The sequence below is a fragment of the Stenotrophomonas sp. NPDC077461 genome (assembly GCF_049545475.1).
Taxonomy (GTDB): Bacteria; Pseudomonadota; Gammaproteobacteria; order Xanthomonadales; family Xanthomonadaceae; genus Stenotrophomonas; species Stenotrophomonas nematodicola.
This window is the reverse complement of record NZ_JBMWDO010000003.1, coordinates 57,206-81,344: the sequence shown is the minus strand read 5'-3', so window position 1 is coordinate 81,344 and position 24,139 is coordinate 57,206. Positions and strand designations below refer to the sequence as shown.

General features: G+C 68.2%; 22 protein-coding genes. 9 read left to right on the top strand and 13 right to left on the bottom strand.

All coding sequences use genetic code 11. The features are described from left to right. Window positions 1-84 precede the first annotated feature (84 nt). Both ACPEH8_RS06980 and ACPEH8_RS06975 read right to left on the bottom strand, forming a co-directional pair. On the bottom strand, window positions 85-2,181 hold the full coding sequence (locus tag ACPEH8_RS06980; protein ID WP_017356667.1) for a prolyl oligopeptidase family serine peptidase: 2,097 nt from the start codon (window positions 2,179-2,181) through the stop codon (window positions 85-87). A gap of 68 nt (window positions 2,182-2,249) precedes the next feature. Beyond that, window positions 2,250-2,558, bottom strand: a complete 309-nt coding sequence (locus ACPEH8_RS06975) for a hypothetical protein (protein ID WP_136005203.1) — start codon at window positions 2,556-2,558, stop codon at window positions 2,250-2,252. A gap of 166 nt (window positions 2,559-2,724) precedes the next feature. Here ACPEH8_RS06975 and ACPEH8_RS06970 point away from each other — a divergent pair, with 166 nt between their 5' ends. Beyond that, the gene (locus ACPEH8_RS06970) at window positions 2,725-3,330 is read left to right on the top strand and encodes a lipocalin family protein (RefSeq protein ID WP_136005205.1); all 606 of its coding nucleotides are present in this window, start codon (window positions 2,725-2,727) and stop codon (window positions 3,328-3,330) included. 462 nt (window positions 3,331-3,792) lie between these two features. On the opposite strand, the gene ACPEH8_RS06965 is transcribed toward ACPEH8_RS06970, so the two are convergent. The 3 genes from ACPEH8_RS06965 to ACPEH8_RS06955 all read right to left on the bottom strand — a co-directional run bounded on the left by ACPEH8_RS06965 (window position 3,793) and on the right by ACPEH8_RS06955 (window position 6,525). After that, window positions 3,793-4,482 (bottom strand): methionine ABC transporter permease, encoded by a 690-nt coding sequence (locus ACPEH8_RS06965; protein WP_017356419.1) that lies wholly within the window; start codon window positions 4,480-4,482, stop codon window positions 3,793-3,795. Next, complete coding sequence (locus tag ACPEH8_RS06960; protein WP_026070826.1) at window positions 4,479-5,486, bottom strand: methionine ABC transporter ATP-binding protein; 1,008 nt, start codon at window positions 5,484-5,486, stop codon at window positions 4,479-4,481. The genes ACPEH8_RS06965 and ACPEH8_RS06960 overlap by 4 nt, the downstream gene beginning before the upstream one ends. A 142-nt stretch (window positions 5,487-5,628) precedes the next feature. Continuing rightward, on the bottom strand, window positions 5,629-6,525 hold the full coding sequence (locus ACPEH8_RS06955) for a DMT family transporter (protein WP_017356421.1): 897 nt from the start codon (window positions 6,523-6,525) through the stop codon (window positions 5,629-5,631). Between the two features lie 78 nt (window positions 6,526-6,603). Here ACPEH8_RS06955 and ACPEH8_RS06950 point away from each other — a divergent pair, with 78 nt between their 5' ends. After that, window positions 6,604-7,086: a YajQ family cyclic di-GMP-binding protein gene (locus tag ACPEH8_RS06950; protein ID WP_017356422.1), complete on the top strand. Its 483-nt coding sequence runs from the start codon at window positions 6,604-6,606 to the stop codon at window positions 7,084-7,086. 156 nt (window positions 7,087-7,242) lie between these two features. Here ACPEH8_RS06950 and ACPEH8_RS06945 read toward each other — a convergent pair whose 3' ends face one another. The 3 genes from ACPEH8_RS06945 to ACPEH8_RS06935 form a co-directional block, all read right to left on the bottom strand. Then, complete coding sequence (locus ACPEH8_RS06945) at window positions 7,243-8,334, bottom strand: helix-turn-helix domain-containing protein (RefSeq protein WP_423666371.1); 1,092 nt, start codon at window positions 8,332-8,334, stop codon at window positions 7,243-7,245. Between the two features lie 98 nt (window positions 8,335-8,432). Continuing rightward, on the bottom strand, window positions 8,433-9,560 hold the full coding sequence (locus tag ACPEH8_RS06940) for an NAD(P)-dependent alcohol dehydrogenase (protein ID WP_136005211.1): 1,128 nt from the start codon (window positions 9,558-9,560) through the stop codon (window positions 8,433-8,435). Window positions 9,561-9,574: 14 nt separating this feature from the next. After that, window positions 9,575-11,041, bottom strand: a complete 1,467-nt coding sequence (locus ACPEH8_RS06935) for a benzaldehyde dehydrogenase (protein WP_017357238.1) — start codon at window positions 11,039-11,041, stop codon at window positions 9,575-9,577. Between the two features lie 256 nt (window positions 11,042-11,297). Here ACPEH8_RS06935 and ACPEH8_RS06930 point away from each other — a divergent pair, with 256 nt between their 5' ends. Beyond that, window positions 11,298-11,891, top strand: a complete 594-nt coding sequence (locus ACPEH8_RS06930) for a DUF1415 domain-containing protein (RefSeq protein WP_017357237.1) — start codon at window positions 11,298-11,300, stop codon at window positions 11,889-11,891. Next, entirely contained in the window at window positions 11,882-12,694 is an 813-nt protein-coding gene (locus ACPEH8_RS06925) for an SDR family oxidoreductase (RefSeq protein ID WP_423666369.1), read from the top strand. Before ACPEH8_RS06930 ends, ACPEH8_RS06925 begins: the two co-directional genes overlap by 10 nt. Window positions 12,695-12,711: 17 nt before the next feature. On the opposite strand, the gene ACPEH8_RS06920 is transcribed toward ACPEH8_RS06925, so the two are convergent. Together ACPEH8_RS06920 and ACPEH8_RS06915 are read right to left on the bottom strand one after the other, a co-directional pair. After that, complete coding sequence (locus ACPEH8_RS06920; protein WP_153164803.1) at window positions 12,712-14,745, bottom strand: M3 family metallopeptidase; 2,034 nt, start codon at window positions 14,743-14,745, stop codon at window positions 12,712-12,714. 118 nt (window positions 14,746-14,863) lie between these two features. Continuing rightward, the gene (locus tag ACPEH8_RS06915) at window positions 14,864-15,976 is read right to left on the bottom strand and encodes a PLP-dependent cysteine synthase family protein (RefSeq protein ID WP_153164804.1); all 1,113 of its coding nucleotides are present in this window, start codon (window positions 15,974-15,976) and stop codon (window positions 14,864-14,866) included. Between the two features lie 112 nt (window positions 15,977-16,088). Here ACPEH8_RS06915 and gloA point away from each other — a divergent pair, with 112 nt between their 5' ends. After that, entirely contained in the window at window positions 16,089-16,616 is a 528-nt protein-coding gene (gloA, locus tag ACPEH8_RS06910) for a lactoylglutathione lyase (RefSeq protein WP_153164805.1), read from the top strand. A 53-nt stretch (window positions 16,617-16,669) separates the two neighbouring features. Here the strand turns inward: gloA and ACPEH8_RS06905 are convergent, their stop codons facing one another. Beyond that, window positions 16,670-17,035 carry a hypothetical protein gene (locus ACPEH8_RS06905; RefSeq protein ID WP_153164806.1) on the bottom strand — a complete coding sequence of 122 codons (366 nt, stop codon included), beginning with the start codon at window positions 17,033-17,035 and terminating at the stop codon, window positions 16,670-16,672. Between the two features lie 139 nt (window positions 17,036-17,174). Between ACPEH8_RS06905 and ACPEH8_RS06900 the strand changes: the two genes are divergently transcribed. From ACPEH8_RS06900 to ACPEH8_RS06890, 3 genes are all read left to right on the top strand, one after another. Further along, window positions 17,175-17,603, top strand: a complete 429-nt coding sequence (locus ACPEH8_RS06900; RefSeq protein ID WP_017357231.1) for a VOC family protein — start codon at window positions 17,175-17,177, stop codon at window positions 17,601-17,603. Between the two features lie 87 nt (window positions 17,604-17,690). Further along, window positions 17,691-19,007: a putative DNA modification/repair radical SAM protein gene (locus tag ACPEH8_RS06895; RefSeq protein WP_153164807.1), complete on the top strand. Its 1,317-nt coding sequence runs from the start codon at window positions 17,691-17,693 to the stop codon at window positions 19,005-19,007. Window position 19,008: 1 nt separating this feature from the next. Then, window positions 19,009-20,442 carry a UdgX family uracil-DNA binding protein gene (locus tag ACPEH8_RS06890; RefSeq protein ID WP_153164808.1) on the top strand — a complete coding sequence of 478 codons (1,434 nt, stop codon included), beginning with the start codon at window positions 19,009-19,011 and terminating at the stop codon, window positions 20,440-20,442. Between the two features lie 59 nt (window positions 20,443-20,501). Here ACPEH8_RS06890 and ACPEH8_RS06885 read toward each other — a convergent pair whose 3' ends face one another. Continuing rightward, window positions 20,502-20,933 carry a CBS domain-containing protein gene (locus tag ACPEH8_RS06885; protein WP_017354865.1) on the bottom strand — a complete coding sequence of 144 codons (432 nt, stop codon included), beginning with the start codon at window positions 20,931-20,933 and terminating at the stop codon, window positions 20,502-20,504. Window positions 20,934-21,293: 360 nt separating this feature from the next. On the opposite strand from ACPEH8_RS06885, the gene ACPEH8_RS06880 reads away from it, so the two are divergent. Next, window positions 21,294-22,127: a serine aminopeptidase domain-containing protein gene (locus ACPEH8_RS06880; protein ID WP_166473468.1), complete on the top strand. Its 834-nt coding sequence runs from the start codon at window positions 21,294-21,296 to the stop codon at window positions 22,125-22,127. A 34-nt stretch (window positions 22,128-22,161) separates the two neighbouring features. Here the strand turns inward: ACPEH8_RS06880 and glmS are convergent, their stop codons facing one another. Next, a complete protein-coding gene (glmS, locus tag ACPEH8_RS06875; protein WP_017354867.1) occupies window positions 22,162-24,003 on the bottom strand; it encodes a glutamine--fructose-6-phosphate transaminase (isomerizing) in 1,842 nt (613 codons plus the stop codon). Window positions 24,004-24,139: the final 136 nt, after the last annotated feature.

The following is a 24,139-nucleotide window of genomic DNA, read 5'->3' as shown; positions in this document are numbered from 1 at the left end:
CGGAGTTCACGGGGCGATGGGTCCGCATCGGGCCGATGCCCCGCGGGATGCTCGACCGCCCCTGGCCGTCGAGCATACCCGACCTTACTTGCTCAGCTGCTCCCAGAGGAAGCTGTAGGCCAGTGCCGACATGTGCGCGGCCTGCGCGTTGTTGGCCGCACCGCCGTGTCCGCCTTCGATGTTCTCGTAGTAGGTCACGTCCTTGCCGGCCTCGATCATCTTGGCCGCCATCTTGCGGGCATGGGCCGGATGGACGCGGTCGTCGCGGGTGGAGGTGGTGAACAGCACCGGCGGGTAGGTCTTGCTGGCGTCGAACAGGTGGTACGGCGAGAAGGTCTTGATGAACGACCAGTCGGCCGTGTCCGGGTTGCCGTATTCAGCCATCCAGGACGCACCGGCCAGCAGGTGGTTGTAGCGCTTCATGTCCAGCAGCGGAACCTGCACGACCACGGCACCGAACAGCTCGGGGTACTGGGTCAGCATGTTGCCGGTGAGCAGGCCACCGTTGCTGCCGCCCTGCACGCCCAGGTGCTTGGCCGAGGTGATCTTGCGGCTGACCAGGTCGCGGGCGACCGCGGCCATGTCTTCGTATGCCTTGTGACGGTTCTGCTTGAGCGCCGCCTGGTGCCAGCGCGGGCCATACTCGCCACCGCCGCGGATGTTGGCGACCACGTACACGCCGCCCTTGTCCAGCCATGCACGGCCCATCGCACCGGAGTACGACGGGGTCAGCGAGATTTCAAAGCCGCCGTAGCCGTACAGCAGCGTCGGGTTGGACCCGTCCAGCTTCATGTCCTTGCCATGCACGACGAAGTACGGCACACGGGTACCGTCCTTGCTGGTGGCGAAGTGCTGCTCGATCACCTTGCCGTCGGCATTGAAGAACGCCGGCATGGTCTTGAGCACTTCCGGCTGCTTGCCGATCTCGGCCAGGGCCAGCGTGGTCGGGGTCAGGTAGTCGGTGACGGTCATCCACACCGCGTCGCTTTCGTCGGCATCGACCGCACTCACGGCCACGGTGCCGAATGACGGCGCCCCGGTGAACGCGCTCTTCTTCCAGCCGCTGTCGGTCGGGGTCAGCACGCTCAGGCGGCTCTTCACGTCGTCGAGCACGTTGAGGACCAGGTGCGAGCGGGTCCAGCTGGCGCCTGCCAGCGAGGTGGTCTCGGTCGGCGCGAACAGCACCTCGAACTCACGCTTGCCGGCCAGGTAATCGTCCAGCTTGGTGGCCAGCAGCGAACCGGCTGCGTAGGTCTTGCCGCCTACGGTCCACGGCTCGCGCAGTTCCAGGGTCAGCCACTGCTTGCGCAGGCCCTTCTCGGCCGAGTTGGGCGCGTCGATCCGGGTCAGCGTGCCGTCGTTGGCGCGCAGGTAGAGCTCGTTGTTGTAGAAGGCCAGCGTACGGCTGACCAGGTTGCGCTCGTATCCCGGGGTGTCGTCGTGCATCGCCGAAATGTACATGTCATCCGGCTTGCCTTCGTACACCACGCTGGCCGAGGTCATCGGCGTACCGCGCTTCCACAGCTTGGCCACGCGCGGATAACCCGAGGTGGTCATCGTGCCGGCGCCGAAGTCGGTGTAGACGAACACGGTGTCACGATCGATCCAGTTCAGGCCGCCCTTGGACTCGGGACGGAAGAAACCGTCCTTGATCCAGGTCTTGTTGGCCAGGTCGAACTCACGGGTGACGTCGGCATCGGCGCCACCGCGCGAGAGCGCGACAAGGCAGCGGGCGTAGTCCGGGCGCAGGCAGTCGGCGCCGTGCCAGACCCAGTTCTCGCCTTCGGCCTTGTTCAGTGCATCCAGATCCAACACGGTTTCCCAACGCGGCGAGGCCTTGCGGTACTCCTCCAGCGTAGTGCGGCGCCACACGCCGCGCTCGTGCTGCTTGTCCTTCCAGAAGTTGTAGTAGTAGTCGCCGATCTTCTGCACGCCGGGAATCTTGGCGTCCGAATCGAGCACCTCGCGGATGCTCGCTTCCATCGCCTTGAAGGCCGGGGTCTGCGCCAGGCGTCCCTCGGACTTGGCGTTCTGTTCCTTGACCCAGGACAGCGGCTTGTCGCCGGTCACGTCCTCCAGCCACGCGTACGGATCGGCCGGCGTTTCAGCGGCCACGGCGGTGGCGGCCGTGGCGGCGGACATCAAGCCTGCCATCAGGCAGGCGGAAGCGATTCGGGACATTGCAGCTCCAGGCAGTCATAGACCCCGGACGCTATCACAGGCGACCGCTGCCCCTCCCGTGTCGAAGGTCAGGCCGCGCGCAGGCGCCGCGCCGGCCGACGCCGGCGGGCCTGCGGTGCGCGCCGGCGGGCGCCGGCCCGGCGCTGGGCCCACCAGCGCAACGGCAGCCGGAAGCGGTACAGCGCCCACCAGGCCAGCCAGGGCATCCCGACCAGCCACAACGGCCCCCACCCCAACCAGCTGCTGTAACCGCGTGCCGCCGGCCAGACCAGCACCAGCGCCAGCCCGGCAAGGGCCGCCTGCCTGACGCAACGCAACACCCGCGGGTCGGGTAGCTCGGCGGAACGGGACGAACGATGCGAAGAAGACAGGGACATGACACCGCTCCATGCGAAAGTGAGGCGTCACCTTGCCGTGCCACCATCTCACCGGCTGCGACCTCGTGCCGCAGCGTGAACCGGTCACGCCGCCGATGCGCCACCATTGACGTTCTTCGCCGTCCCACCCACCATGCCCCTGCCAGCCCCTGGAGCCACCCGCCGCATGTCTGTGAACCGCCCGCTTCGCGCTGTCCTGTTGCTGTCCACGCTGTCGCTGTTGCCGGCCTGCGCCTTCCGCCATGAGGCCAAGCCGTCGCCGGCGCCGACGACGGCCGAGCGTGCAGGTCCGGCGATCGATCTGCAGCGTTTCATGGGCACCTGGTATGTGATCGGACGCGTTCCGAATCCGGTCGAGCGCGGCCATGTGGCCAGCGTCAACGAGTACCGCCTGCGCGGCGACCAGAAGGTCGCCATCACCTATCGCTACCGCAACGGTTTCTCCGAACCGCAGGAAGAACTCACGGTGCGCGCGTCGGTGGACGAGGACAGCGGCAACCACAATTGGCGTACCTGGTTCTACAAGATCGTGCCCACCCACACCCGCGTGCTGGAAGTGGCACCGGACTATTCGTGGGCGCTGGTGGGCTATCCAGGCCGTGAAATGGCGTGGATCTTCGCGCGCCAGCCGGACATGGACAAGGACCTGTACAAAGAGCTGGCCACGCGCCTGCGTGACGAGTACGGCGTCAACACCGACAAGCTCAAGCGCGTGCCGCAGCACCGCGAACAGGTGGACCGCCTGGGCTACGAAGTCCCGAACGTCCGCTGAGCGTGAACCCGTAGCGCCGACCTCTGGTCGGCTGTCGCGCGCAACGCGGGGTATCGGCATCGCACCCGTAGAGCCGACCTCTGGTCGGCTGTAGCGCACAGCGCGGGGTATCGGCATCGCACCGTAGAGCCGACCTCTGGTCGGCTGTAGCGCGCAGCGCGGGGGTATCGGCATCGGAACGGAGAGCAGCCGACCAGAGGGCGGCTCTACATCGGCTATCGCGCGCAGCGCGGGGATATCGGCACCGGATCGGAGAGCAGCCGACCAGAGGGCGGCTCTACGTCGGCTGTCGCGCGCAGCGCAGGGTATTGGCACCGGAACGGAGAGCAGCCGACCAGAGGGCGGCTCTACGTCGGCTGTCGCGCGCAGCGCGGGGGTATCGGCACCGGATCGGAGAGCAGCCGACCAGAGGGCGGCTCTACGTACGCATGACCGCGATGGGTCTATGGCGCCGGGATGGCGTTATCGGCGGCTGTAATGCGCGACGAGGCGATCGCCGAGCATCTGCAGCACCTGGACCAGGATCAGCAGCAGCACCACGGTGACCAGGGCCACATCGGTGTGCGAGCGCTGGTAGCCGTCGCGGAAGGCGAGGTCGCCCAGGCCGCCGGAACCGATCGCACCGCCCATCGCGGTGAAGCCGATCAGGGCGATGACGGTGACCGTCGCACCGGCAATCAGACCGGGCCGTGCTTCGGGCAACAACACCCGCGTCACCAGCTGCCACGTGGTCGCACCCATCGCCTGGGTGGCTTCGATCACGCCGCGATCCACTTCACGCAGCGCGGTTTCGACCAGACGCGCGTAGAACGGCGCCGCGCCGATCACCAGCGGCACGATGGCACCGCGCACCCCCAGCGATGTGCCCATCATCCACAGCGTGAGCGGAATCAGCACGATCATCAGGATGATGAAGGGCACCGAGCGCAGCAGGTTCACCAGCAGCGCCAGCGCGCCATACACCACCGGCTTGCGGTGCAGCTGCGGCGAGCCGGTCAGGAACAGGAGGACACCCAGAGGCAGGCCGATGGCCAGCGTCAGCGGCAGCGAGCCGCCCAGCATCAGCAGGGTGTCGACGGTCGCCTGGCCGATGTCGGCCCACTTTCCGGCATCGAGATGGCGGAAGAATCCGCCGGCGGTGGCGAACATCATCGGCGCAGCTCCTCAAGGTGGACACCGGCAGCGACAAAGCCCGCCTGCGCGGCCTGTACGTCGCCTCCGACCAGCGACACCGTCAGCTGGCCATAAGGGGTGTCCTTGATCCGGTCGATGCGGCCGGACAGGATGTTGTAGTCCACGCCGGTGTCGCGCGCGATGCGCCCGAGCAATGGCTCGTAGGTGTCCGCGCCGAGGAAGGTCAGGCGGACGATGCGCCCGGCGACCGCGTCGAAATCCTTGTGCAGCTCGCCCTCGTCCACCTGCTCCGATTCGGTCACGAAGCGGCGTGTGGTCGGGTGCTGCGGGTGCAGGAAGACCTCGGTGACCGGCCCGGTTTCAACCAGTGCGCCGGCATCGAGCACGGCCACGCGGTCGCAGACGCGGCGGATCACATCCATCTCGTGCGTGATCAGCACGATGGTCAGGCCCAGTTCGCGGTTGATCCTGCCCAGCAGCTTCAGCACGGACGCGGTGGTCTGCGGGTCCAGCGCACTGGTGGCCTCGTCGCACAGCAGGATCTGCGGGCGCGTGGCGAGCGCGCGGGCGATGCCGACGCGCTGCTTCTGGCCGCCGGACAACTGCGCCGGGTACTTGGTGGCGTGCGCCTCCAGGCCCACCGTGTGCAGCAGCTCATCAACCCGCGCATCGATCTCCGCCCGCGGCGTGCCGGCCAGCTCCAGCGGGAAGGCGACATTGGCCGCCACCGTGCGCGAGGACAGCAGGTTGAAGTGCTGGAAGATCATGCCGATGCGCCGGCGCAGCGTGCGCAGGCCATCGGCGTCCAGCGCGGTGACGTCTTCACCATTGATCAGCAGGCGCCCACCGGTGGGCTCCTCCAGGCGGTTGATCAGCCGGATCAGGGTCGATTTGCCCGCACCGGAGTGCCCGATGATGCCGAACACCTCGCCGGCCTCGATGGTCAGGTCCAGCGGCTGCAGCGCGGCGATCGCGCGGCCGCCGACGGCATAGGATTTGTGCAGGCGCTGGAACTCGATCACGTTCGCGGTCAACCGGGGCATCGACGGGAGGGGGCGTGCAGCCTACCAGCGCGGGACGGCCCTCGCCCGTGCGGATGCGCGGAATGATATTCCGTTTGGTTCTAAGCCGGCGTGATCGGGCGCCACAGGCGCCCGGGGCCGGTCAGGGGTGGTCCAGCGGCGCCGGCGGCTGGACCTGGCGGACCCGCTCGCGGTGCAGCAGGTACAGGCCCGAGGCGACGATGATCGCCGCGCCCAGCCAGGTCACCTGGTCGGGCAGCACGCTCCAGAACAGCAGATCCCAGCCGATCACCCAGACCAGTCCGGTGTACTCCAGCGGGGCGATCAGCGACGCTTCGCCGAGCTGGAAAGCGCGGGTCAGCGCAACCTGCCCGGCGGCCCCGGCCAGGCCCATGCCGCCGATCAGGGCCGCATGCCCCCACTGCAGCGGCTGCCAGTCCGGCAGCGCCAGCAGGCCGGCGCCCACCGCCATGATCACCAGGAACCAGACCACCATCGATTGCGGGGTGTCGGTGCGGGTCAGCATGCTGACCGTGATCGCGGCCACGGCGTAGGCGGTCGCTGCCAGGAGCACCATCAACCCGGGGATCGAGATGAAGCCATCCCCGCCCGGCCGCAGCACCACCAGCACGCCGACCAGGCCGATGCCGATGGCGATCCAGCGGCGCGGGCCAACGTGCTCGCCCAACAGCGGCACCGACAGCGCGGCAATCAGCAGCGGCGCGACGAAATAGATGGTGTAGGCGGTGGACAGCGGCAGGCTGCGCAGGGCGAACACGAAGCAGCCGATCATGGCCATGCCCAGCAGGCCGCGCAGCAGGTGCAGACCCCAGCGCACCGGCACCAGAGAGCGCGGACCGGCCGTGACCAGCACCCAGACCAGCACGAACGGCAGCGAGGCGGCACCGCGCAGGAAGGTCACCTGCAGGGTCGGATAGCTGGCCGAGAGCTGCTTCATGCCCGCATCCATCAGCGAGAAACAGGCGACCGCCAGGAGCATCCAGGCGACCGCGCGGGAGGGAGAGCGTTGCATGTTCATGGCCCATTATCGCCGCCACGGCCGGGCCGTCCACGTCCGGTTGGTTAGAATGGGGGCTTCACCTGCTGGAGTATTCCCATGCCCTCCTTCGACGTTGTGTCCGAAGTCAACACCCACGAGCTGACCAACGCGGTCGACCAGGCCAACCGCGAGCTGTCCACCCGCTTCGATTTCAAGGGCGTGGACGCGAAGTTCGTGCTCGAAGACAGCGTGATCAGCCAGTCGGCTCCCAGCGACTTCCAGCTCCAGCAGATGACCGACATCCTGCGCGCACGCCTGATCGCCCGCAGCATCGACACCCGCTGCCTGGAGTTCGGCGACATCGAAACCAACCTGGCCGGCGCGCGCCAGAAGATCACCGTCAAGCAGGGCATCGAGCAGAAGGTGGCCAAGCAGATCGCGGCCAAGCTCAAGGAAGCCAAGCTCAAGGTCGACAGCCAGATCAATGGCGACAAGCTGCGCGTCAACGGCAAGAAGCGCGACGACCTGCAGGACGCCATCGCGCTGCTGAAGAAGGAAACCTTCGAAGTGCCGCTGCAGTTCGACAACTTCCGCGACTGATCCCCGGCCGCCGGGCCCTGCCCCCCGCCCGGCAGAGCCCGGCGCTGCCAAGCTGCAACGCCCATGCGCGCCGGCAGCCCCGTAGAGCCGGGTTCTACCCGGCTGCCGTTCGCCCGGATGCATGCACCCTGACACCCGCCCGGGCAGACCCCGGCGCTACGGTCGCAGGTGTTTGTAGAGGGTGGTGCGCGATACGCCCAACTGGCGCGCCGCCGCGCTGACGTTGCCGTGGTGGGTCGCCACCGCCTCGCGCATGGCCTGGATGCTGTGGGCGCGCAGCGTGCGGTCGCCCGCCGGATGGATGTCTGCCTCCACGCGCAGGCTGGCGCGTGCCGCCAGCGGCGCGCGCAGGTACTGCACATGCACCGCAGTGTCCTCGTCCAGGCGTACCCGGTACGGCGCGCCCGCCTGCAGCAGTCGACGCCGCTGGTGCACGCTGGCGCCGGCAAACAGACCCTCCAGCGTCAGCAGCGGCAACGGGCCGCGCCGGGGCAGCCCGAACAGACGCCGTGCCACGCGGTTGGCGGCCCGGATCCGTCCATCCTCCTGTACGGCCAACAGCCCCTGCAGCGGCGAATGCAACCAGCGTGCGTCGTGCTGCACGGCCAGCAGATGGCAGGCGCGCTGTGCCTGCATCAGCCGGTTCTCGGCCGACAACGCTGCCTGGCGGAAGTAACCATGCAGCAGCTCCGCGTCGCGCTCGCCGGTCCCGGTGATGTCCAGCGCGCCCAGCACTTCGCCGTCGAGTCCGTGCAACGGCACGCTCAGACAGAACACGGCGGCAAAGCGGTCCAGATAGTGTTCATTGCCGCGCACCAGCGCCGGCGCATCCTCGGCCAGGCTGCATGACGGCGCGGTGGTGCCAATGTCGCACTCGCGAAGCTGGCGCCCCACCTGGATGGGCCGCAGGACCGGCACGTCGGCCAGGCCATGCTCGCGCTGGGCGATCACCCTGCCCTCGGCATTGACGCAGAACAGTGTCCACTGCCGTCCGCCGAACGCGGCCCAGAGACGATCCAGCTCCTCGCGCACGCAGCGCGCCAGGCGGCGATCGGCCGGGGCATCCAGGCGCCCGGCGTGGCGGGCCAGCGGCGCGTAATGCGGTTCCTGCCGCGGCTGTACGCCTGCCAGCCGCGAGCGCTCCCAGGAACGCTCGACCGGCGGTGCCAGCAGGGCGCCGGCCAGTGCACCGCCGTCTGCGAAGCGCTGGCGCGCCGCCGCCAATGCCTGTTGCTGTTCCCGCTGCATGCCGCCCATCGGTCGATCTCCTACCCGGACCGTGAGCGTACACCCGCCACGCTGACTGACACCGCCGTCGCGGCCCCTGGCGGCCGCGACGGACCGTTTCATCCACCGAGGGTCAGGATCGGCTTGAGCGTGATGCCGCGGGTGCTGTCTTCGGCGGCCTGATTGATCTGATCCAGGGGATAGAACCTCACCAGCCTGTCGAACGGAAACCGCCCCTGCTGGTACAACTGCACCAGTTGCGGGATGAACACCTTCGGCACGCTGTCGCCCTCCACGATGCCGCGGATGCTGCGGCCGCCGAGCAGCAGATTGTTGACGTCGAACTCGGCCTTGGTGCCCAGCTTAGGCGCGCCCACCACCCCGATCACGCCGAGGCTGCCGAGTGCCTCGATGCCCTGCGCGAGCACCTCGGGACGGCCGGTGGATTCGAGCGCGAAGTCGGCGCCACCGCCGGTGATCGCACGCACGGCCTCGACCACGTCCACCTCGCGGCTGTTGATGACATGGGTGGCGCCCAGTTCCGTGGCCAGCGCCAGCCGCGAAGGCACCACATCGATGGCGATGATGGTGGTCGCGCCGGCAACGCGCGCGGCCATCACCGCACTCAGGCCCACCGCCCCGGCACCGAAGCTGGCGAAGCTGCTGCCCGCGCCGACCCGGAGCGAATTGATCACCGCGCCGGCACCGGTCTGGATGCCGCAGCCCAGCGGCCCGAGCAGTTCGATCGGTGCATCGTCGGGCACCTTGATCGCATTGTTCTCGCGGCTCAATGCATAGGTGGCAAACGAGGACTGCGCGAAGAAGTGGTCGTGCAGCGGGTTGCCGTCGGGATCCTGGATCGCGGTGCTGCCATCCAGCGCACCGCCGCCGAAGTTCAGGCCGAAGAAGTCGCGGCAGTAGGCGCCGTGGCCGCCAGTGCACGGATTGCAGTGGCCACATGCGCCGTAGGTCAGCACCACGTGGTCGCCAACCTTGAGCTCCTTGACCCCGGGACCCAGCGCTTCGACCACGCCCGCTCCTTCATGGCCGAGCACGGCCGGCAGCGGTACCGGGTAGTACTGGTCACGCACGATCAGGTCGGTATGACACAGGCCGGTGGCGACCACGCGGACCAGCACCTCGTCGTCCTGCGGCCCGCGGATGCGCGCCTTCTCGATCGTGAAAGGCTGTTCTTTTTCGCGCACCACGGCCACGGTGATGTCGCGCAGTTCTGCTGTTGCGGTCATGACATTGTCCTCGTTCAGATCGGATAGGCGGGCGCTTCGCCCTTGACGGTCAGCCACTGCCACTGGGTGAACTCGTCGATGTTGGACGGCCCGCCGATGCTGGTGCCGTTGCCGGACGCACCGACGCCACCGAACGGATTGATCACCTCATCGTTCACGGTCTGGTCGTTGATGTGCAGCAGGCCGGTACGCAGCCGCTCGCCCAGCTTCAGCGCGCGGCCGACGTTGCTCGACAGAACCGCCATCGACAGGCCGTACTCGCTGTCGTTGGCCAGCTCCACCGCTTCCTCGTCGGTATCGAACGGCACCACCACCGCCACCGGCGCGAAGATCTCCTCGTGGAACGCCGGGTTGTCGCGGCCCACATCGCTGAGGACAGTCGGTTCGAAGAACAGGTCGCGGTAACCGCCACCGGTGGCCAGCGTGGCGCCGGCCGCCTGCGCCTCGGCGACCACGCGCGCGGCATGGTCGCGCTGCTGCGCGCTGATCAGCGGCCCGATCGCCACGTCGCCGGTGGCCGGATCGCCCACCTTCAGCGAGCGTGCCTTGGCCACCAGCTTTTCCAGGAACCGGGCATGGATGCTGCGCTGGACCAGCACCCGTCCGGTGGCCATGCAGATCTGTCCCTGGTGCAGGTACACGCCCCAGGCGGTGTTGGCGATGGCCAGGTCGATGTCGGCATCGTCGAGCACGATCAGCGAGTTCTTGCCGCCCAGCTCCAGCGACACTTTCTTCAGATGCCGGCCGGCCGCTTCGCCGACCTTGCGCCCGGCGCCGGTGGACCCGGTGAACTGGATCATGGCGATGTTGGGATCGCGGGTCAGCGCCGCACCGGCCGCACCATCCCCGGGCAGTACATGCAGCAGGCCCGCCGGCAATCCGGCCAGTTCGAACAGCCGCGCAATCACGAAGCCGCCGCAGACCGCCGTGCGCGGGTCGGGTTTGAGGACCACCGCATTGCCCAGCGCGAGGGCCGGCGCCACCGCGCGCATCGCCAGGTACAACGGAAAATTGAACGGCGCGATCACGCCCACCACGCCGAGCGGGCGGCGGCGGGCCAGGTTCAGCCGGCCCGGTTCGGACGGCAGCACCTCGCCGATGCTGCGCGAGGGCAGCGCGGCCGCTTCGTGCAGCGCCTTGACGTTGACCTTGGCCTCGAAGCCGGCTTTCAGCCGGGTCGATCCGCTTTCGCGGACCAGCCAGTCCACAATCGCGTCGGTGTGCTGCTCGGCCAGCTGCGCGGCGCGCCGCAGGACCTGCGCACGCGTCTCATACGGGGCGCTGGCCCAGTCACGCTGCGCCTGGGCCGCTGTGGCGGCGGCGGCGGCAATGCCGGCCGGGTCGGTCATTCCGATCGATCCCAGGGGGGCTCCGGTGGCCGGTTCGATCACGTCCTGGGTGCTGGCACCGGCACGCCAGGTGCCGTCGAACAGCGTGCCGGACCACAGGGAGGTGGGCAGGAACTGCGGTGTATCGCTCATCTGTTGACTCCTTTTGACGAAGAACGACCCCAGGGCCGCCTTCTGCACATGGTTCACCCAGGCATTGGATACCCGCCATCGCGTACTGCCTATCGGCCATCGGCGGGAAATCGGCAACCCACTGCCTGCAAAGGGATTTCCAGCATGCACACTGTCCAGTCAATGGACAGTGGTGTCGGTGCCGACGCGCGCACCACACGCCCGCCACCGGGCCGGGGCCGTACAATCGCCTGCCCAGCCAGCGACACCGCCCGCCATGAACGATGACTCCTTCACCGACGCCACCGCCCCGGACGGCCCCGACGTCATCGCCGAAACCCGCACCTGGCTGGAGCAGATCGTCATCGGCCTGAACCTGTGCCCCTTCGCCAAGGCCGTGTACGTGAAGAACCAGGTGCGCTTCGTGCTCAGCGACGCGACCACGCCCGAGGCGCTGGTCGAGCAGCTGGCCGAGGAACTGGTGCTGCTGCGCGATACGCCCGCCGAGCAGATCGACACCACGCTGATCGTGCACCCGGACGTCCTCACCGACTTCCTGGACTACAACGACTTCCTCGACAACGCCGATGCGGCCATCGAGGCGCTCGATCTGCAGGGCATCCTGCAGGTGGCCAGTTTCCATCCGCAGTACCAGTTCGCCGGTGTCGCCCCGGACGATGTGAGCAACTACACCAACCGCGCGCCCTACCCGACCCTGCACCTGCTCCGCGAGGACAGCGTGGAGCGTGCAGTGGCGGCGTTCCCCGATCCGGACGTGATCGTCGAGCGCAACATCGAGACCCTCGACAAGCTCGGCGTGGAAGGCTGGACCCGCCTGCTCGGGCGCAAGGACACCCCGCCGTGCCACTGACCCCGGCAATTGCCGATTGGCCTGCACTGCCGCTGCGCGACCGCGTGGTGGTGGTGACCGGTGGCGCGCAGGGGGTAGGCCGCGGCATCGCGCAGGCCGTGCTCGGGGCTGGCGGCAGCGTGATGATCGCCGACCTCGACGCCGACGCCGGCAAGGCCTGCCTGAAGGAATGGGCGCTGCCCGGACGCGCCGCGTTCCAACGCACCGACGTTGCCCGCGAGCGCAGCGTGCAGGCGCTGATCAACGCCACGCTCAAACGCTTCGGCCGCCTCGACGGGCTGGTCAACAATGCCGGCATCGCCAGCGCGCATGGCACGCCGTTGGACGCGATGACGCTCACCGAGTGGCAGCGCCGGCTGTCCAGCCTGCATGGCGCGTTCCTGTGCAGCAAGCATGCGCTGCCCGCGCTGCGCGCGTCGTCGACGGATACGCAGACCGGCGCCATCATCAACATTGCGTCCACCCGCGCCTGGCAGTCCGAGGCGGACAGCGAGGCCTATGCGGCCGCCAAAGGTGGGCTGGTCGCCTTCACCCATGCGCTTGCCATCAGTGAAGGCCCGCAGGTGCGCGTGAACAGCATCAGCCCCGGCTGGATCACCACCGAGGCGTGGCAGGCACCGGCCCGACGCCGTGTGCCCAAGCTGTCGCGCCGGGACCATGCCCAGCACGCGGTCGGCCGCGTCGGCCAACCCGACGACATCGGTGCGTTGGCCGTGTTTCTGCTGTCATCACTGTCCGGCTTCATCACCGGACAGGACCACATCGTCGATGGCGGCATGACCCGGACCATGCTTTACACGTAAGGCCCGGCACATCACGGTTACGCCATGCCGTTGTGCCGCAGCAACGCCGCCACATCCGGCGCGCGCCCGCGGAAGGCGGCGAAATTCTCCGCCGCGCTGCGGCTGCCACCGCGCGACAGCACTTCCTCAAGGAACCGCCGGCCGGTTTCGGCGGTCCGGTCCGGCGCTTCCTCGAAGGCGGCATACGCATCGGCGCTGAGCACTTCGGCCCACTTGTAACTGTAATAGCCGGCCGCATACCCGCCGGCGAAGATGTGGCTGAACTGATGCGGGAAGCGGCTCCATGCGGGCGGCCGGTTGACGGCCACTTCGTCGCGCACCCGCTCCAGCAGCGCGATGACGCTGTCCTGGGTGGGATCGAACTCGCTGTGCAGCTGCATGTCGAACAGCGCGAATTCCAACTGGCGCACAGTGAACATGCCGCTCTGGAAATTGCGCGCGGCCAGCATGCGGTCGAACAACGCGCGCGGCAGCGGCTCGCCCGTGTCGACGTGCGCGGTCATCGCCTGCACCCGGTTCCATTCCCAGCAGAAGTTCTCCATGAACTGGCTGGGCAGTTCCACCGCATCCCACTCCACGCCGTTGATGCCGGCCACGGCAAGCTCATCGACGCGGGTCAGCAACTGGTGCAGCCCGTGGCCCATTTCGTGGAACAGCGTGGTGACATCGCTGTGGGTGAAGGTCGCCGGGCGGCCATCACTGCCACGGCCGAAGTTGCAGACCAGGTACACCAGCGGTGTCTGCACCCCGGCCGCGGTCGCGCGCCGGTTGCGGCAGTCGTCCATCCACGCCCCACCCCGCTTGCCTTCGCGGGCGTACAGGTCCAGGTAGAACTGCCCGACGAGTGCGCCCTGCGCATCCACCAGGCGGAAGAAGCGCACATCCGGGTGCCATACCGGCGCGCTGTCGGGCAGCACCTGCAGGCCATACAGCTCGTGGATGAGGTTGAACAACCCCTCCAGCACGGTCGGCTCGGTGAAGTACGGTTTCACCTCCTGCTCGGAGTAGCTGTAGCGCGCCTGTTTGAGCTTCTCGCCGACGTAGGCGAGGTCCCACGCCTGCAGCGTGTCCAGCTGCAGTTCGTCGCGTGCAAAGGCCTCCAGCTCGGCGCGGTCGCGCTGCGCGTAGGGCTTGGCACGGGCAGCCAGGTCACGCAGGAAGCCCAGTACCTGCGGGGCATCCTGCGCCATCTTGGTGGCGATGGAGTACTCGGCGTAATTGGGGAAGCCAAGCAGCGCGGCCAGCTCGGCGCGAAGCGCCAGGATGCGTGCGATGTTGGCGCTGTTGTCGAGCGCGGCATCGCCGAATTCGGAGGCCCGTTCGGCATTGGCGCGGTACAGCGTTTCACGCAGTGGACGATGATCGGCGTAGGTCTGCACCGGCAGGTAGCACGGCATCTGCAGCGTCAACTTCCACCCGGACAGCCCGACCTTCTCCGCCGCTTCGCGCGCGGCGGACACCACGTCGGCGGGCAGACCCGCCAGTGCGATGCGGTCTTCCACGTGCAGCGACCACGCGTCGGTGGCATCCAGCACATTCTGCGAGAAGGTCGCCGACAAGGCCGCCAGTTCCTCCTGGATCGCGCTGAAACGCGACTTGCCGGCGTCGTCCAGCTCTGCGCCACCGAGGCGGAAATCACGCAGCGCGTTGTCCAGCACCTTGCGCCGGGCCGGCGCGTACTGCGCCGCTTCCGGTGCCTCGGCCAACGCGCGGTACTGCGCATACAGCGCCAGGTTCTGGCTCATCGCGCTGCCAAAACGCGTCACCTTGGGCAGGTTGGCGTTGTAGGCCTCACGCAGCGCCGGGGTATTGACCACCCCCTGCAGGTGGGTCACCTGGCCCCAGGCGCGCCACAGCCGATCGGTGGCGTCGTCAAGCGGCTCCACGAACGTTGCCCAGGTCACGGGGGTGACGGTCTCGGCCACCTTCACGGCAGCCTCGGCCTCGGCCAGCAGCGCCTCGACGGCCGGACCGACATGGTCGGGCTGGATCGCGTCGAAGCGCGGCAGGCCGGAAAAATCGAGCAGGGGATTGGTGGGGGTCACGGGCATCTCCAGACAACAGGGCCGCACGCGCGGCATCACCCTCGATATGGCACTGCTCCGCTCCGCGCACAAGGGGCGCTAGCCAACGTTCCTGCCTGGCCGGCGCTGCCGCCCGGTGGCTGGATCAGTACAGCGTTTCCAGCGCGGCGTGCGGCAGGGGCGCCAACCCCTGGCCGTTCACGGCGGCCGCAACCCACGCATCGGGCTCATCCACCTCGATGCCCTGACGCGGATACCACTCGGGGTTGTAGTAGCTGTGCGCATAACGTTCGCCGCTGTCGCACAGAATGGTCACGATCGATCCGCTGCGGCCAGCCTGGCGCATCCATTCGGCAGCCTGCAGAACGCCGATGAAGTTGGTGCCGGTCGAGCCGCCGACACGGCGGCCCAACTGCCGGCTGACATGCCGCATCGCGGCCAGGCTCAGCGCATCGGGCACCTTCACCATCGCATCCACGCTGGTCGGAATGAAGCTGGACTCCACCCGTGGCCGGCCGATCCCCTCCACCCGCGAGCCCCCGCTGCAGGTCAGCTCGCGCCACGGCTGCCCGGCCAGAGCCGCGCAGTAGCCGTCGTAGAACACCGACACTTCCGGGTCCGCACAGAGGATGCGGGTGTCATGGCGACGGTAGCTCACGTAGCGTCCCAGCGTGGCGGCGGTGCCGCCCGTACCGGGGCTGCACACGATCCACTCCGGAACCGGATGCGGCTCTTCGGCCATCTGCTTGAAAATGGATTCGGCGATGTTGTTGTTGGCGCGCCAGTCGGTGGCGCGCTCGGCGTAGGTGAACTGGTCCATGAAATGGCCGCCGGTGTCGCGGGCGAGCTTTTCCGAATCGCAGTTCAGGTCGCAGGCGCGTTCCACCAGGTGGCAGCTGCCACCCTGGAACTCGATCGCGGCAATCTTCTCCGGCGAGGTCGTGGCCGGAATCACCGCGATGAAGGGCAGACCCAGCAGACGGGCAAAGTAGGCCTCGGACACAGCGGTGGAGCCGCTGGACGCCTCGATCACCGGGCGGCCCTCGCGCAGCCAGCCGTTGGTCAGCGCGTACAGGAACAGCGAGCGTGCCAGCCGGTGCTTCAGGCTGCCGGTGGGGTGGCTGGATTCGTCCTTGAAGTACAGGTCGATGCCGGCGTACCCGGGCAGGTCCATCGGAATCAGATGGGTATCGGCCGACCGGTTGAAATCGGCTTCGATCTTGCGGATGGCGGCGGCCACCCATTCACGCTGCGACATGACGAAAGCTGCACAAGGAGACGCCCCATTCTACCGTCGCGGCCCGACCACGCGGGCGCCGTTAGAATGGGGGGTCTCGCCGCCGCGCGCGGCCTCCCCCAGAGGAAACCCCATGACCCTTGCCCCGTTGCCGTCCCCGCCCGGCGTTGCCGCCCAGCCGCCGGTCGAAACCAGCGGTTTCGTGTTCAACCACACCATGCTGCGCGTGAAGGACATCACCGCGTCGCTGGACTTCTACACCCGCGTGCTCGGCTTCCGCCTGATCGACCAGCGCGACTTCGCCGAGGCCGCGTTCAGCCTGTACTTCCTGGCCCTGCTGCCGGAGGGCACGCAGATTCCCGAAGGTGACGCTGCCCGCCGCCTGTGGATGGCCGGCATTCCCGGCGTGCTGGAACTGACCCACAACCACGGCACGGAAATCCAGGACGGCCCGGTCTACCACGACGGCAACAGCGACCCGCGCGGCTTCGGCCACATCTGCGTGTCGGTGCCGGACATCCAGGCCGCGTGCAAGCGCTTCGACGACCTGCAGGTGCCGTACCAGAAGCGCCTGGAGGACGGCCGCATGAAGCACCTGGCCTTCATCAAGGACCCGGACGGCTACTGGGTGGAGATCATCTCCAACACCCCGGTCGCCTGATCCAGCCGCGATTCACGCACGCGCCGGCCACCCCGGCGCGTGCGTGGCACCGCCTAGGGCTGGCCCTGGAATTCAAAGGCCGCGTGGAACGGCGCCTTGGGCGGCACGAAGACGGTGGTGCCGGCGAATCCGGCCTCGATGCAGCGCGCGACTGCACCGTCGCCCTCGCGCCAGGTCCGCACCACCCTGCCCTGCGCGTCCAACTGCAGCACCACGGTGAATGCAGCCAGCGTCTCCGGTGCGGGCGTAGGCAGGCAGCGTGCGAAGCCATCGCCCCCCACCCGGCTCATGCCATCGATCATGGCGGCATAGGCCACCGGCTCCAGACTGCCCTCATCGCTGTGCGCCAACGCGCGCACCTGGTCGTATCCGGTTCCCACGGCCGACTGGGCCAGCAGCATCCACCACAGCATCGTCATTTCTCCCCGCCATGCCACGATGGCGCCAGTGCGCAGCCTAGGGCAGCGCGGGCGCGGGCGGAAGCGTGCGCGCCACGGTAGTGCAGCCAGCCGCCCCCGGTGGTATATCTGCCGGCCTGTCCATCCAAAGGGAGTCGGCATGGAAACCATGCAACTGCATCGCGGCCGCCTGATCGATCATCTACAGCTCGTGGTCCGCGACCTCGCCGCCAGCCGTCGCTTCTACCAGGCGGTGTTCGACACGATCGGCATTCCCATCGCCGGCGAAGGCGACACGTATTTCTGGGCCGACGAACTGTTCATCTCCACCGCCGACAGCGAAGCCGCGGCCGGTGAACTGACCGGCCGCCACCACCTGGCCTTCCAGGCACGCGATCGCGCCACCGTGGATGCCTTCCACGTCGCCGCGCTGGCGGCCGGCGGCAAGGACAACGGCGCGCCCGGCGAACGGCCGTACCACCCGGGCTACTACGGCGCGTTCGTGATCGATCCGGATGGCAACAACATCGAAGTCGTGTACCACGGCGAAGCGACCTACAGCGCCGATTCGGTGAAAGTCACCTTCTGACCTGCGCGCCCGCTGCCGCCCTGAACGCTTCAGCGTCGGAGCGGCCGCGTCTCATGGGATGAGACCGCTGCTGCCTACCGTGTCGGCATGGAAACGATACGCAAGCTGGCGATCCTGGCCGATGCCGCCAAGTACGACGCCTCCTGTGCCTCCAGTGGCGCAGGCAGGCGCGACTCGCGCACGTCCGGCGGCATCGGCAGCACCGAAGGTGCCGGCATCTGCCACAGCTACACGCCGGATGGCCGCTGCGTCTCGCTGCTGAAGATCCTGCTCACCAACTTCTGCATCTACGACTGCGCGTACTGCGTGAACCGTGTGTCCAGCAACGTGCCGCGCGCACGCTTCAGCGTGGCTGAAGTGGTGGCGTTGACGATGGACTTCTACAAGCGCAACTACATCGAAGGCCTGTTCCTCTCCAGCGGCATCATCCGCAATGCCGACTACACGATGGAACAGATGGTGGAGGTGGCACGCGTGCTGCGCGAGGAGCACCGCTTTGCCGGCTACATCCACCTCAAGACCATTCCCGAGGCGTCGCCGGAACTGCTGGCCGCGGCCGGCCGGCATGCCGACCGCCTGTCGATCAACATCGAGCTGCCGACCGAAACCGGACTGGCCAGTTTCGCCCCGGAAAAATCACTCCCGTCCATCCGCGGGGCAATGGGCGAACTGCGCTGGCGCATCGACGAAGCCAAGCAGGCCAAGGCCGACAGCGATGCCGGCAGCGCCACGGTGTCGTCGCCGCTTGCGGCCACGCCGCTCAAGCGTGCCGGGGCCAGGCGCGCCCGCCCACCGCGCTTCGCCCCGGCCGGGCAGAGCACGCAGATGATCGTCGGTGCCGACGGTGCCAGCGACCAGCAGATTCTCAGCGCTGCCGACAACCTGTATGGCAACTACCGGATGCGCCGGGTGTACTACTCCGCCTTCAGCCCGATTCCCGATGCCAGCCGCCTGCTGCCGCTGCAGGCACCACCACTGGCCCGCGAACACCGCCTGTACCAGGCCGACTGGCTGCTGCGCTTCTACGGCTACGCGGTGGAGGAGATCACCGACACCACCCAGGGCGGCATGCTGGATCTGGATATCGACCCCAAGATGGCCTGGGCGATCCGCCACCCCGAGCGCTTCCCGGTCGATCTCAACGTGGCCTCCAAGGACATGCTGCTGCGCGTGCCCGGGCTGGGCGTACGCAACGTGAAACGGGTGCTGATGGCACGGCGTCACGGCCGCCTGCGTGTGGCCGACGTGGCGCGTCTGCGCGCGCCGATGCGCACGCTGCTGCCGTTCGTTCAACTGGCCGACCATCACCCGCGACGCGCACTGGACAACCCGGCCGCCCTGCGCGCGCGCCTGGCACCGCCGCCGCGGCAGGCGTCGCTGTTCCCCGACGCGGCCACGCAGTGAGATGACGCGCTGGAGTGCGCGGGTGGATCCGGTGTGGTCGCTGCCGGCCTGGCGCGACACCGCGCGGCGGGCACTGCAGCACCGCGTTGCACCGGCACAGCTCGACTGGCTGGAGGCCGGCGAGGCCTCGCTGCTGGATGCGCCGGCGGTGGCCAGCCTGCCCGCGCCGGCCGCCGACAGCGCCGCCATTGCCGTGCCGCAGGCGTTCGTCGACCTGGCGTCCACCTGCCTGTGCCACCGCGACCCGCAGCGGCTCCCGCTGCTGTACCGCATGCTGTGGCGCATCGTGCACGGCGAGCGCGGGCTGCTCACCAACCCGGCCGACCCGGATGTGCTCCGCGCGATGGCGCTGGCCCAGGCGGTGCGCCGCGACAGCCACAAGATGAAGGCCTTCGTGCGCTTTCGCGAAGTGCCGGGCGAAGACAATGCGTTCATTGCCTGGTTCGAACCGGAGCACCACATCGTGGACCGCGTTGCGCCGTTTTTCGCGCGACGCTTCGCCGGTATGCGCTGGGCGATCCTGACCCCGGCACGCAGCGTGCAGTGGGATGGCCACGTACTCGCCTTCGGCCCCGGCGCACGGCAGCAGGATGCACCGCGCGAGGATGCGCGCGAAGCGCTGTGGCGTACCTACTACGCCAACATCTTCAACCCGGCCCGGCTCAACACGCGGATGATGCAGCAGGAGATGCCGGCGCGGTACTGGAAGCATCTGCCCGAAGCGGCGCTGCTGCCCGGCCTGGTGCGCGACGCCGGCGACCGGGTGCAGGAAATGCATGACCGCCAGGCGCAGGCGCCGACACGCCGCATCCCGCAGCGGGCCCCGGCGGCACCCTCCGCGCCAACCGGCCTGGAGGGGCTGCGCGAGGCGGCCACGCATTGTCGACGCTGCCCGCTATGGGAGCCGGCCACCCGGACCGTGTTCGGTCAGGGCCCCGCGAACGCCCGGATCATGCTGGTGGGCGAGCAGCCCGGGGACGCCGAAGACCTGAGCGGGCATCCGTTCGTGGGGCCGGCCGGTCAGCTGCTCGACCGCGCGCTGCGCGAGGTGGGCATCGACCGCCGCACGCTGTACCTGACCAACGCGGTCAAGCATTTCCGTTTCGAGCGGCGCGGCAAGCGGCGCATCCACACCCCTCCGCAGGTCACGCACATCACCGCCTGCCGCGACTGGCTGATGGGCGAGATCGAGAACGTCCGCCCCCAGGTGATCGTGTGCCTGGGCGCGACCGCAGCAAGCGCCGTATTCGATGCCGGCTTCACACTGAAGGAGCACCGCGGCCGCTGGCATTCATTGGACGATGGCACGCGCGCCTTCGCCACGGTGCACCCGGCGTGGGTGCTGCGACAGGGCGAGGGAGAGGCGCGGGAGGCGGCCTATCGGCTGTTGCTGGAGGACCTGCAAGGGTTGGTCGACGACCATCCCGCCCGGTGACGCGCCCGGAGCGATGCCGGCCAGCGGTCGGCACCTTCCCGCGTGGCTGCCCGCTGGCGTCAGTGCGCCGCCATGTAGATGTCCTGCAGCACCGCCTTCTCCAGCTCCAGTTCGCTGAGCAGGTTCTTGACGATGTCGCCCAGGCTCAGGATGCCGACCAGCCTGGCGTCTTCGGTCACCATCAGATGGCGGTGCCGCGAGTAGGTCATCAACGCCATCGCCTGCTTCAGCGTTGCATCCGGCGCGATGCCTTCCAGACCTGCCGACGGCAACGTCGCGATGACCCGGCGCCCCGCCTGCGGGCCGTCATCGGCCAGGCAGCGCACGATGTCCTTCTCGGAAATGATCCTTACCGGTGCATCGTCCTTCATCACCACCAGGGCGGCGATCTTGTGCGCGCTCATCTTGTGTGCGGCGGCACCGATGGTGTCGTCCACGTCGATGGTGACGATGGTCTGTTTCTTGGACTGCAGGAGTTCGCGGACGTTCATTCTTGTTTCCTGTTGCAGGTTACTGAAGTCGAGAGATGCGCCTGGTTGCAGCGAGGGAGGCGGCGTGTGCGCCCGGTCCTCGGTCATTCGATTCTACGGCCGCACGTTGGCCCGGGAGTTTGCATATCCGGGACAGTTCGTCGCTGAAAACGACTGACGACCCGAGAATGGCACCGCCGGGAAAACCGTCGCTGAATGCCATCGTCGGCCACCGCTAAAGTTCACCCCACCGCGACCGGGGGGATGGGTGGGCCGGCGGACAAAGTGACTTCCGGCATGTCGATCCGGTGACCGCCGGCACCTGCCCCGGTTGGGCCCGCTTTCTACAGTGGCGCTGTCTTCTTCAGATGGATGCCCGGCATGACCCGCTCCCTGTTCTTCCGCGGCCTGATCGCCGCCCTGCTGTCACTGACGTGCCTGGCCAGCGCCTCGGCGGCTCCTTCCGCCACACTGCCGTTGCAGGTGTCCGCCGAGCGCGCCACCACGATGGATGTCTGGGTCCCGGCAGAGGTCCGCGGCGTGGTGCTGTTCTCCAGCGGCCACGGCGCATGGCCGGCACGCTATGACGCGTTGCTGCAATCCTGGTCGGACGCAGGCTTTGCCGTGGTGGCACCGCTGCACGTCGATTCGGTCAGGCACCCGGACCGGGCGCAGTTCTCCCTGCAGCAGGGCTTCAGCGAACGCCTCGTGGACATGCATGCGGCCAGCGCCTATGCCGCGGCGCGCTGGCCGCAGGTGCCGGTGGTGGCTGCCGGCCACAGCCTGGGGACGTTGATTTCGGCGATACTCGGGGGCGCGCTCGCCGACCTTGGCCCCCTGCGCGATCCCACCGTGGTGGCGGTGCTGGGCTACTCCTCGCCGGGCCGTATTCCGGGCCTGATCGGCCCGGATGCCTATGCCACACTGGCGGTGCCACTGCTGCTGATCACCGGCGACCAGGACCGGGTGCCGGGCTTCGTCACCGATCCGGTGGATCACCTGTATCCGGTGCAGACCGCACCGGCGGGCGACAAGACCGCGCTGGTGCTGTCAGGCGGCGACCACAATCTGATCGGCGCACAGGACGGCACCCAGGTGCTTCGTGCCCGCGCCCTCGGCACCGCGTTCCTGCAGTCCCGGGTACTGGCCGACGATCAGGCGACGCAGCTGCTGGCGGCGCCGCCGCGCGACGGCGAGCAGTGGCTGCGCCGCTGAGGCGCGTCGTCGGCGGGCCACCACAGTCGACCGCTTATTCCACCGTCACGCTCTTGGCCAGATTGCGCGGCTTGTCCACGTCGGTGCCGCGCGCCAGCGCGGTGTGGTACGCCAGCAACTGCACCGGCAGGGTATGCACGATCGGGCTGAGCACACCGGCATGGCGCGGCGTGCGGATCACGTGCACGCCTTCGGACTCGACGAAGTTGCTGTCCTGGTCGGCGAACACGAACAGCTCGCCACCGCGGGCGCGCACTTCCTGCATGTTGGATTTGACCTTCTCCAGCAGGCTGTCGTTCGGCGCGATCACCACCACCGGCATGTCTTCGTCCACCAGCGCCAGCGGCCCGTGCTTGAGCTCGCCCGCCGGATAGGCCTCGGCGTGGATGTAGGAGATTTCCTTGAGCTTGAGCGCGCCTTCGAGCGCGATCGGATAGTGCAGGCCACGGCCCAGGAACAGCGCATTGGGCTTGCGCGCGAAGCGCTCGGCCCAGGCCGCGATCTGCGGCTCCAGGTTCAACGCATGCTGCACGCTGCCCGGCAGGAAACGCAGCTGTTCGAGGTAGTCCGCTTCCTGCGCGGCATCCACGCGACCGTGCAGCTTGCCCAGCACCACGGTCAGCTGGAACAGCGCCGCCAACTGGGTGGTGAAGGCCTTGGTCGAGGCCACGCCGATCTCGGCGCCGGCGCGGGTATAGCAGACCAGTTCGCTGGCACGCGGAATCGCGCTTTCCGGCACGTTGCAGATCGACAGCGTATGCAGGTGCCCCAGCGACTTGGCGTACTTGAGCGCCTCCATCGTGTCCAGCGTTTCGCCGGACTGGGAAATGGTGACGATCAGGTGCTTGGGATTGGCGTACGCGGCGCGGTAACGGTACTCACTGGCGATCTCCACGCTGCACGGCAGGCCGGAGATGGCCTCGATCCAGTAGCGCGCCGTCAGGCCGGCGTAGTAGCTGGTGCCGCAGGCGATGATCTGCACGCCTTCGATACCCGACAGCACGGCCTCGGCGTTCTTGCCGAACAGCTCGGCCGGGAAACCACCGGCGTCGATCGCCGCCTCGATGGTGTCGCCCAATGCACGCGGCTGCTCGTGGATTTCCTTCTGCATGAAGTGACGGTACGGGCCGAGCTCCAGCGAGGCCAGCGACACGTCCGACAGGTGCACCTCGCGCGCGACCGGCTGGTCGCGGTCGTCGTACACCTGCACGCCATCGCGGCGGATATCGGCGGTGTCACCTTCTTCCAGGAAGATCACCCGGCGCGTGGCCGAGATGACCGCCGACACGTCGGAGGCGACGAAGTTCTCGTCCTCCCCCAGGCCAACCAGCAGCGGGCAGCCCATGCGTGCACATACGAAGTGCTCCGGCTCGGCGCGGCTCATCACCGCCAGCGCGTAGGCACCGGTCAGTTCCTTGACCGTGCGCTGCAACGCCGACAGCAGGGTGTCGCCGTCCTTGAGGTGATGGTGCATCAGGTGCGCAATGACTTCGGTATCGGTCTGCGACTCGAAGGTGTAACCCAGCGCGATCAGTTTCTCGCGCTGTGCTTCATGATTTTCGATGATGCCGTTGTGGACCAGCGCCACCCCGTGGCTGATGTGCGGATGCGCGTTGGCTTCGGTCACACCGCCGTGCGTGGCCCACCGGGTGTGGCCGATGCCCAGCATGGCATCGAAGCCCTCGCTGGCTGCTGCCTTCTCCATCTCCGCCACGCGCCCGGTGCGGCGCACGCGGCGTACGTCCGGCTGGGCGCCACGACCGTCGATGACGGCAATGCCGGAGGAATCGTAGCCGCGGTACTCCAGCCGCTTCAGTCCCTCGATGAGTACCGGTACCACGTCGCGATTGGCGATCGCTCCCACAATGCCGCACATATGATTCTGATCCCTGCCGTTGAGCCTCGCATTCTAGCGTGGCGTCCGCGTCCGCCACGCCGCTGTCCGCTTAACGAAAGTGTCCGCGCCGGTGTCCGCGGACAGGCGGACAGCCCGACCAGAAGTTCAAGCCATT

What these genes read in the sequence shown, in the direction of transcription:
- ACPEH8_RS06980 (WP_017356667.1), bottom strand. Translation starts at nt 2,181, where the DNA reads ATGTCCCGAATCGCTTCCGCCTGCCTGATGGCAGGCTTGATGTCCGCC.
- ACPEH8_RS06975 (WP_136005203.1), bottom strand. Translation starts at nt 2,558, where the DNA reads ATGTCCCTGTCTTCTTCGCATCGTTCGTCCCGTTCCGCCGAGCTACCC.
- ACPEH8_RS06970 (WP_136005205.1), top strand. Translation starts at nt 2,725, where the DNA reads ATGTCTGTGAACCGCCCGCTTCGCGCTGTCCTGTTGCTGTCCACGCTG.
- ACPEH8_RS06965 (WP_017356419.1), bottom strand. Translation starts at nt 4,482, where the DNA reads ATGATGTTCGCCACCGCCGGCGGATTCTTCCGCCATCTCGATGCCGGA.
- ACPEH8_RS06955 (WP_017356421.1), bottom strand. Translation starts at nt 6,525, where the DNA reads ATGAACATGCAACGCTCTCCCTCCCGCGCGGTCGCCTGGATGCTCCTG.
- ACPEH8_RS06950 (WP_017356422.1), top strand. Translation starts at nt 6,604, where the DNA reads ATGCCCTCCTTCGACGTTGTGTCCGAAGTCAACACCCACGAGCTGACC.
- ACPEH8_RS06945 (WP_423666371.1), bottom strand. Translation starts at nt 8,334, where the DNA reads ATGCAGCGGGAACAGCAACAGGCATTGGCGGCGGCGCGCCAGCGCTTC.
- ACPEH8_RS06940 (WP_136005211.1), bottom strand. Translation starts at nt 9,560, where the DNA reads ATGACCGCAACAGCAGAACTGCGCGACATCACCGTGGCCGTGGTGCGC.
- ACPEH8_RS06935 (WP_017357238.1), bottom strand. Translation starts at nt 11,041, where the DNA reads ATGAGCGATACACCGCAGTTCCTGCCCACCTCCCTGTGGTCCGGCACG.
- ACPEH8_RS06930 (WP_017357237.1), top strand. Translation starts at nt 11,298, where the DNA reads ATGAACGATGACTCCTTCACCGACGCCACCGCCCCGGACGGCCCCGAC.
- ACPEH8_RS06920 (WP_153164803.1), bottom strand. Translation starts at nt 14,745, where the DNA reads ATGCCCGTGACCCCCACCAATCCCCTGCTCGATTTTTCCGGCCTGCCG.
- ACPEH8_RS06915 (WP_153164804.1), bottom strand. Translation starts at nt 15,976, where the DNA reads ATGTCGCAGCGTGAATGGGTGGCCGCCGCCATCCGCAAGATCGAAGCC.
- gloA (WP_153164805.1), top strand. Translation starts at nt 16,089, where the DNA reads ATGACCCTTGCCCCGTTGCCGTCCCCGCCCGGCGTTGCCGCCCAGCCG.
- ACPEH8_RS06905 (WP_153164806.1), bottom strand. Translation starts at nt 17,035, where the DNA reads ATGACGATGCTGTGGTGGATGCTGCTGGCCCAGTCGGCCGTGGGAACC.
- ACPEH8_RS06900 (WP_017357231.1), top strand. Translation starts at nt 17,175, where the DNA reads ATGGAAACCATGCAACTGCATCGCGGCCGCCTGATCGATCATCTACAG.
- ACPEH8_RS06895 (WP_153164807.1), top strand. Translation starts at nt 17,691, where the DNA reads ATGGAAACGATACGCAAGCTGGCGATCCTGGCCGATGCCGCCAAGTAC.
- ACPEH8_RS06890 (WP_153164808.1), top strand. Translation starts at nt 19,009, where the DNA reads ATGACGCGCTGGAGTGCGCGGGTGGATCCGGTGTGGTCGCTGCCGGCC.
- ACPEH8_RS06885 (WP_017354865.1), bottom strand. Translation starts at nt 20,933, where the DNA reads ATGAACGTCCGCGAACTCCTGCAGTCCAAGAAACAGACCATCGTCACC.
- ACPEH8_RS06880 (WP_166473468.1), top strand. Translation starts at nt 21,294, where the DNA reads ATGACCCGCTCCCTGTTCTTCCGCGGCCTGATCGCCGCCCTGCTGTCA.
- glmS (WP_017354867.1), bottom strand. Translation starts at nt 24,003, where the DNA reads ATGTGCGGCATTGTGGGAGCGATCGCCAATCGCGACGTGGTACCGGTA.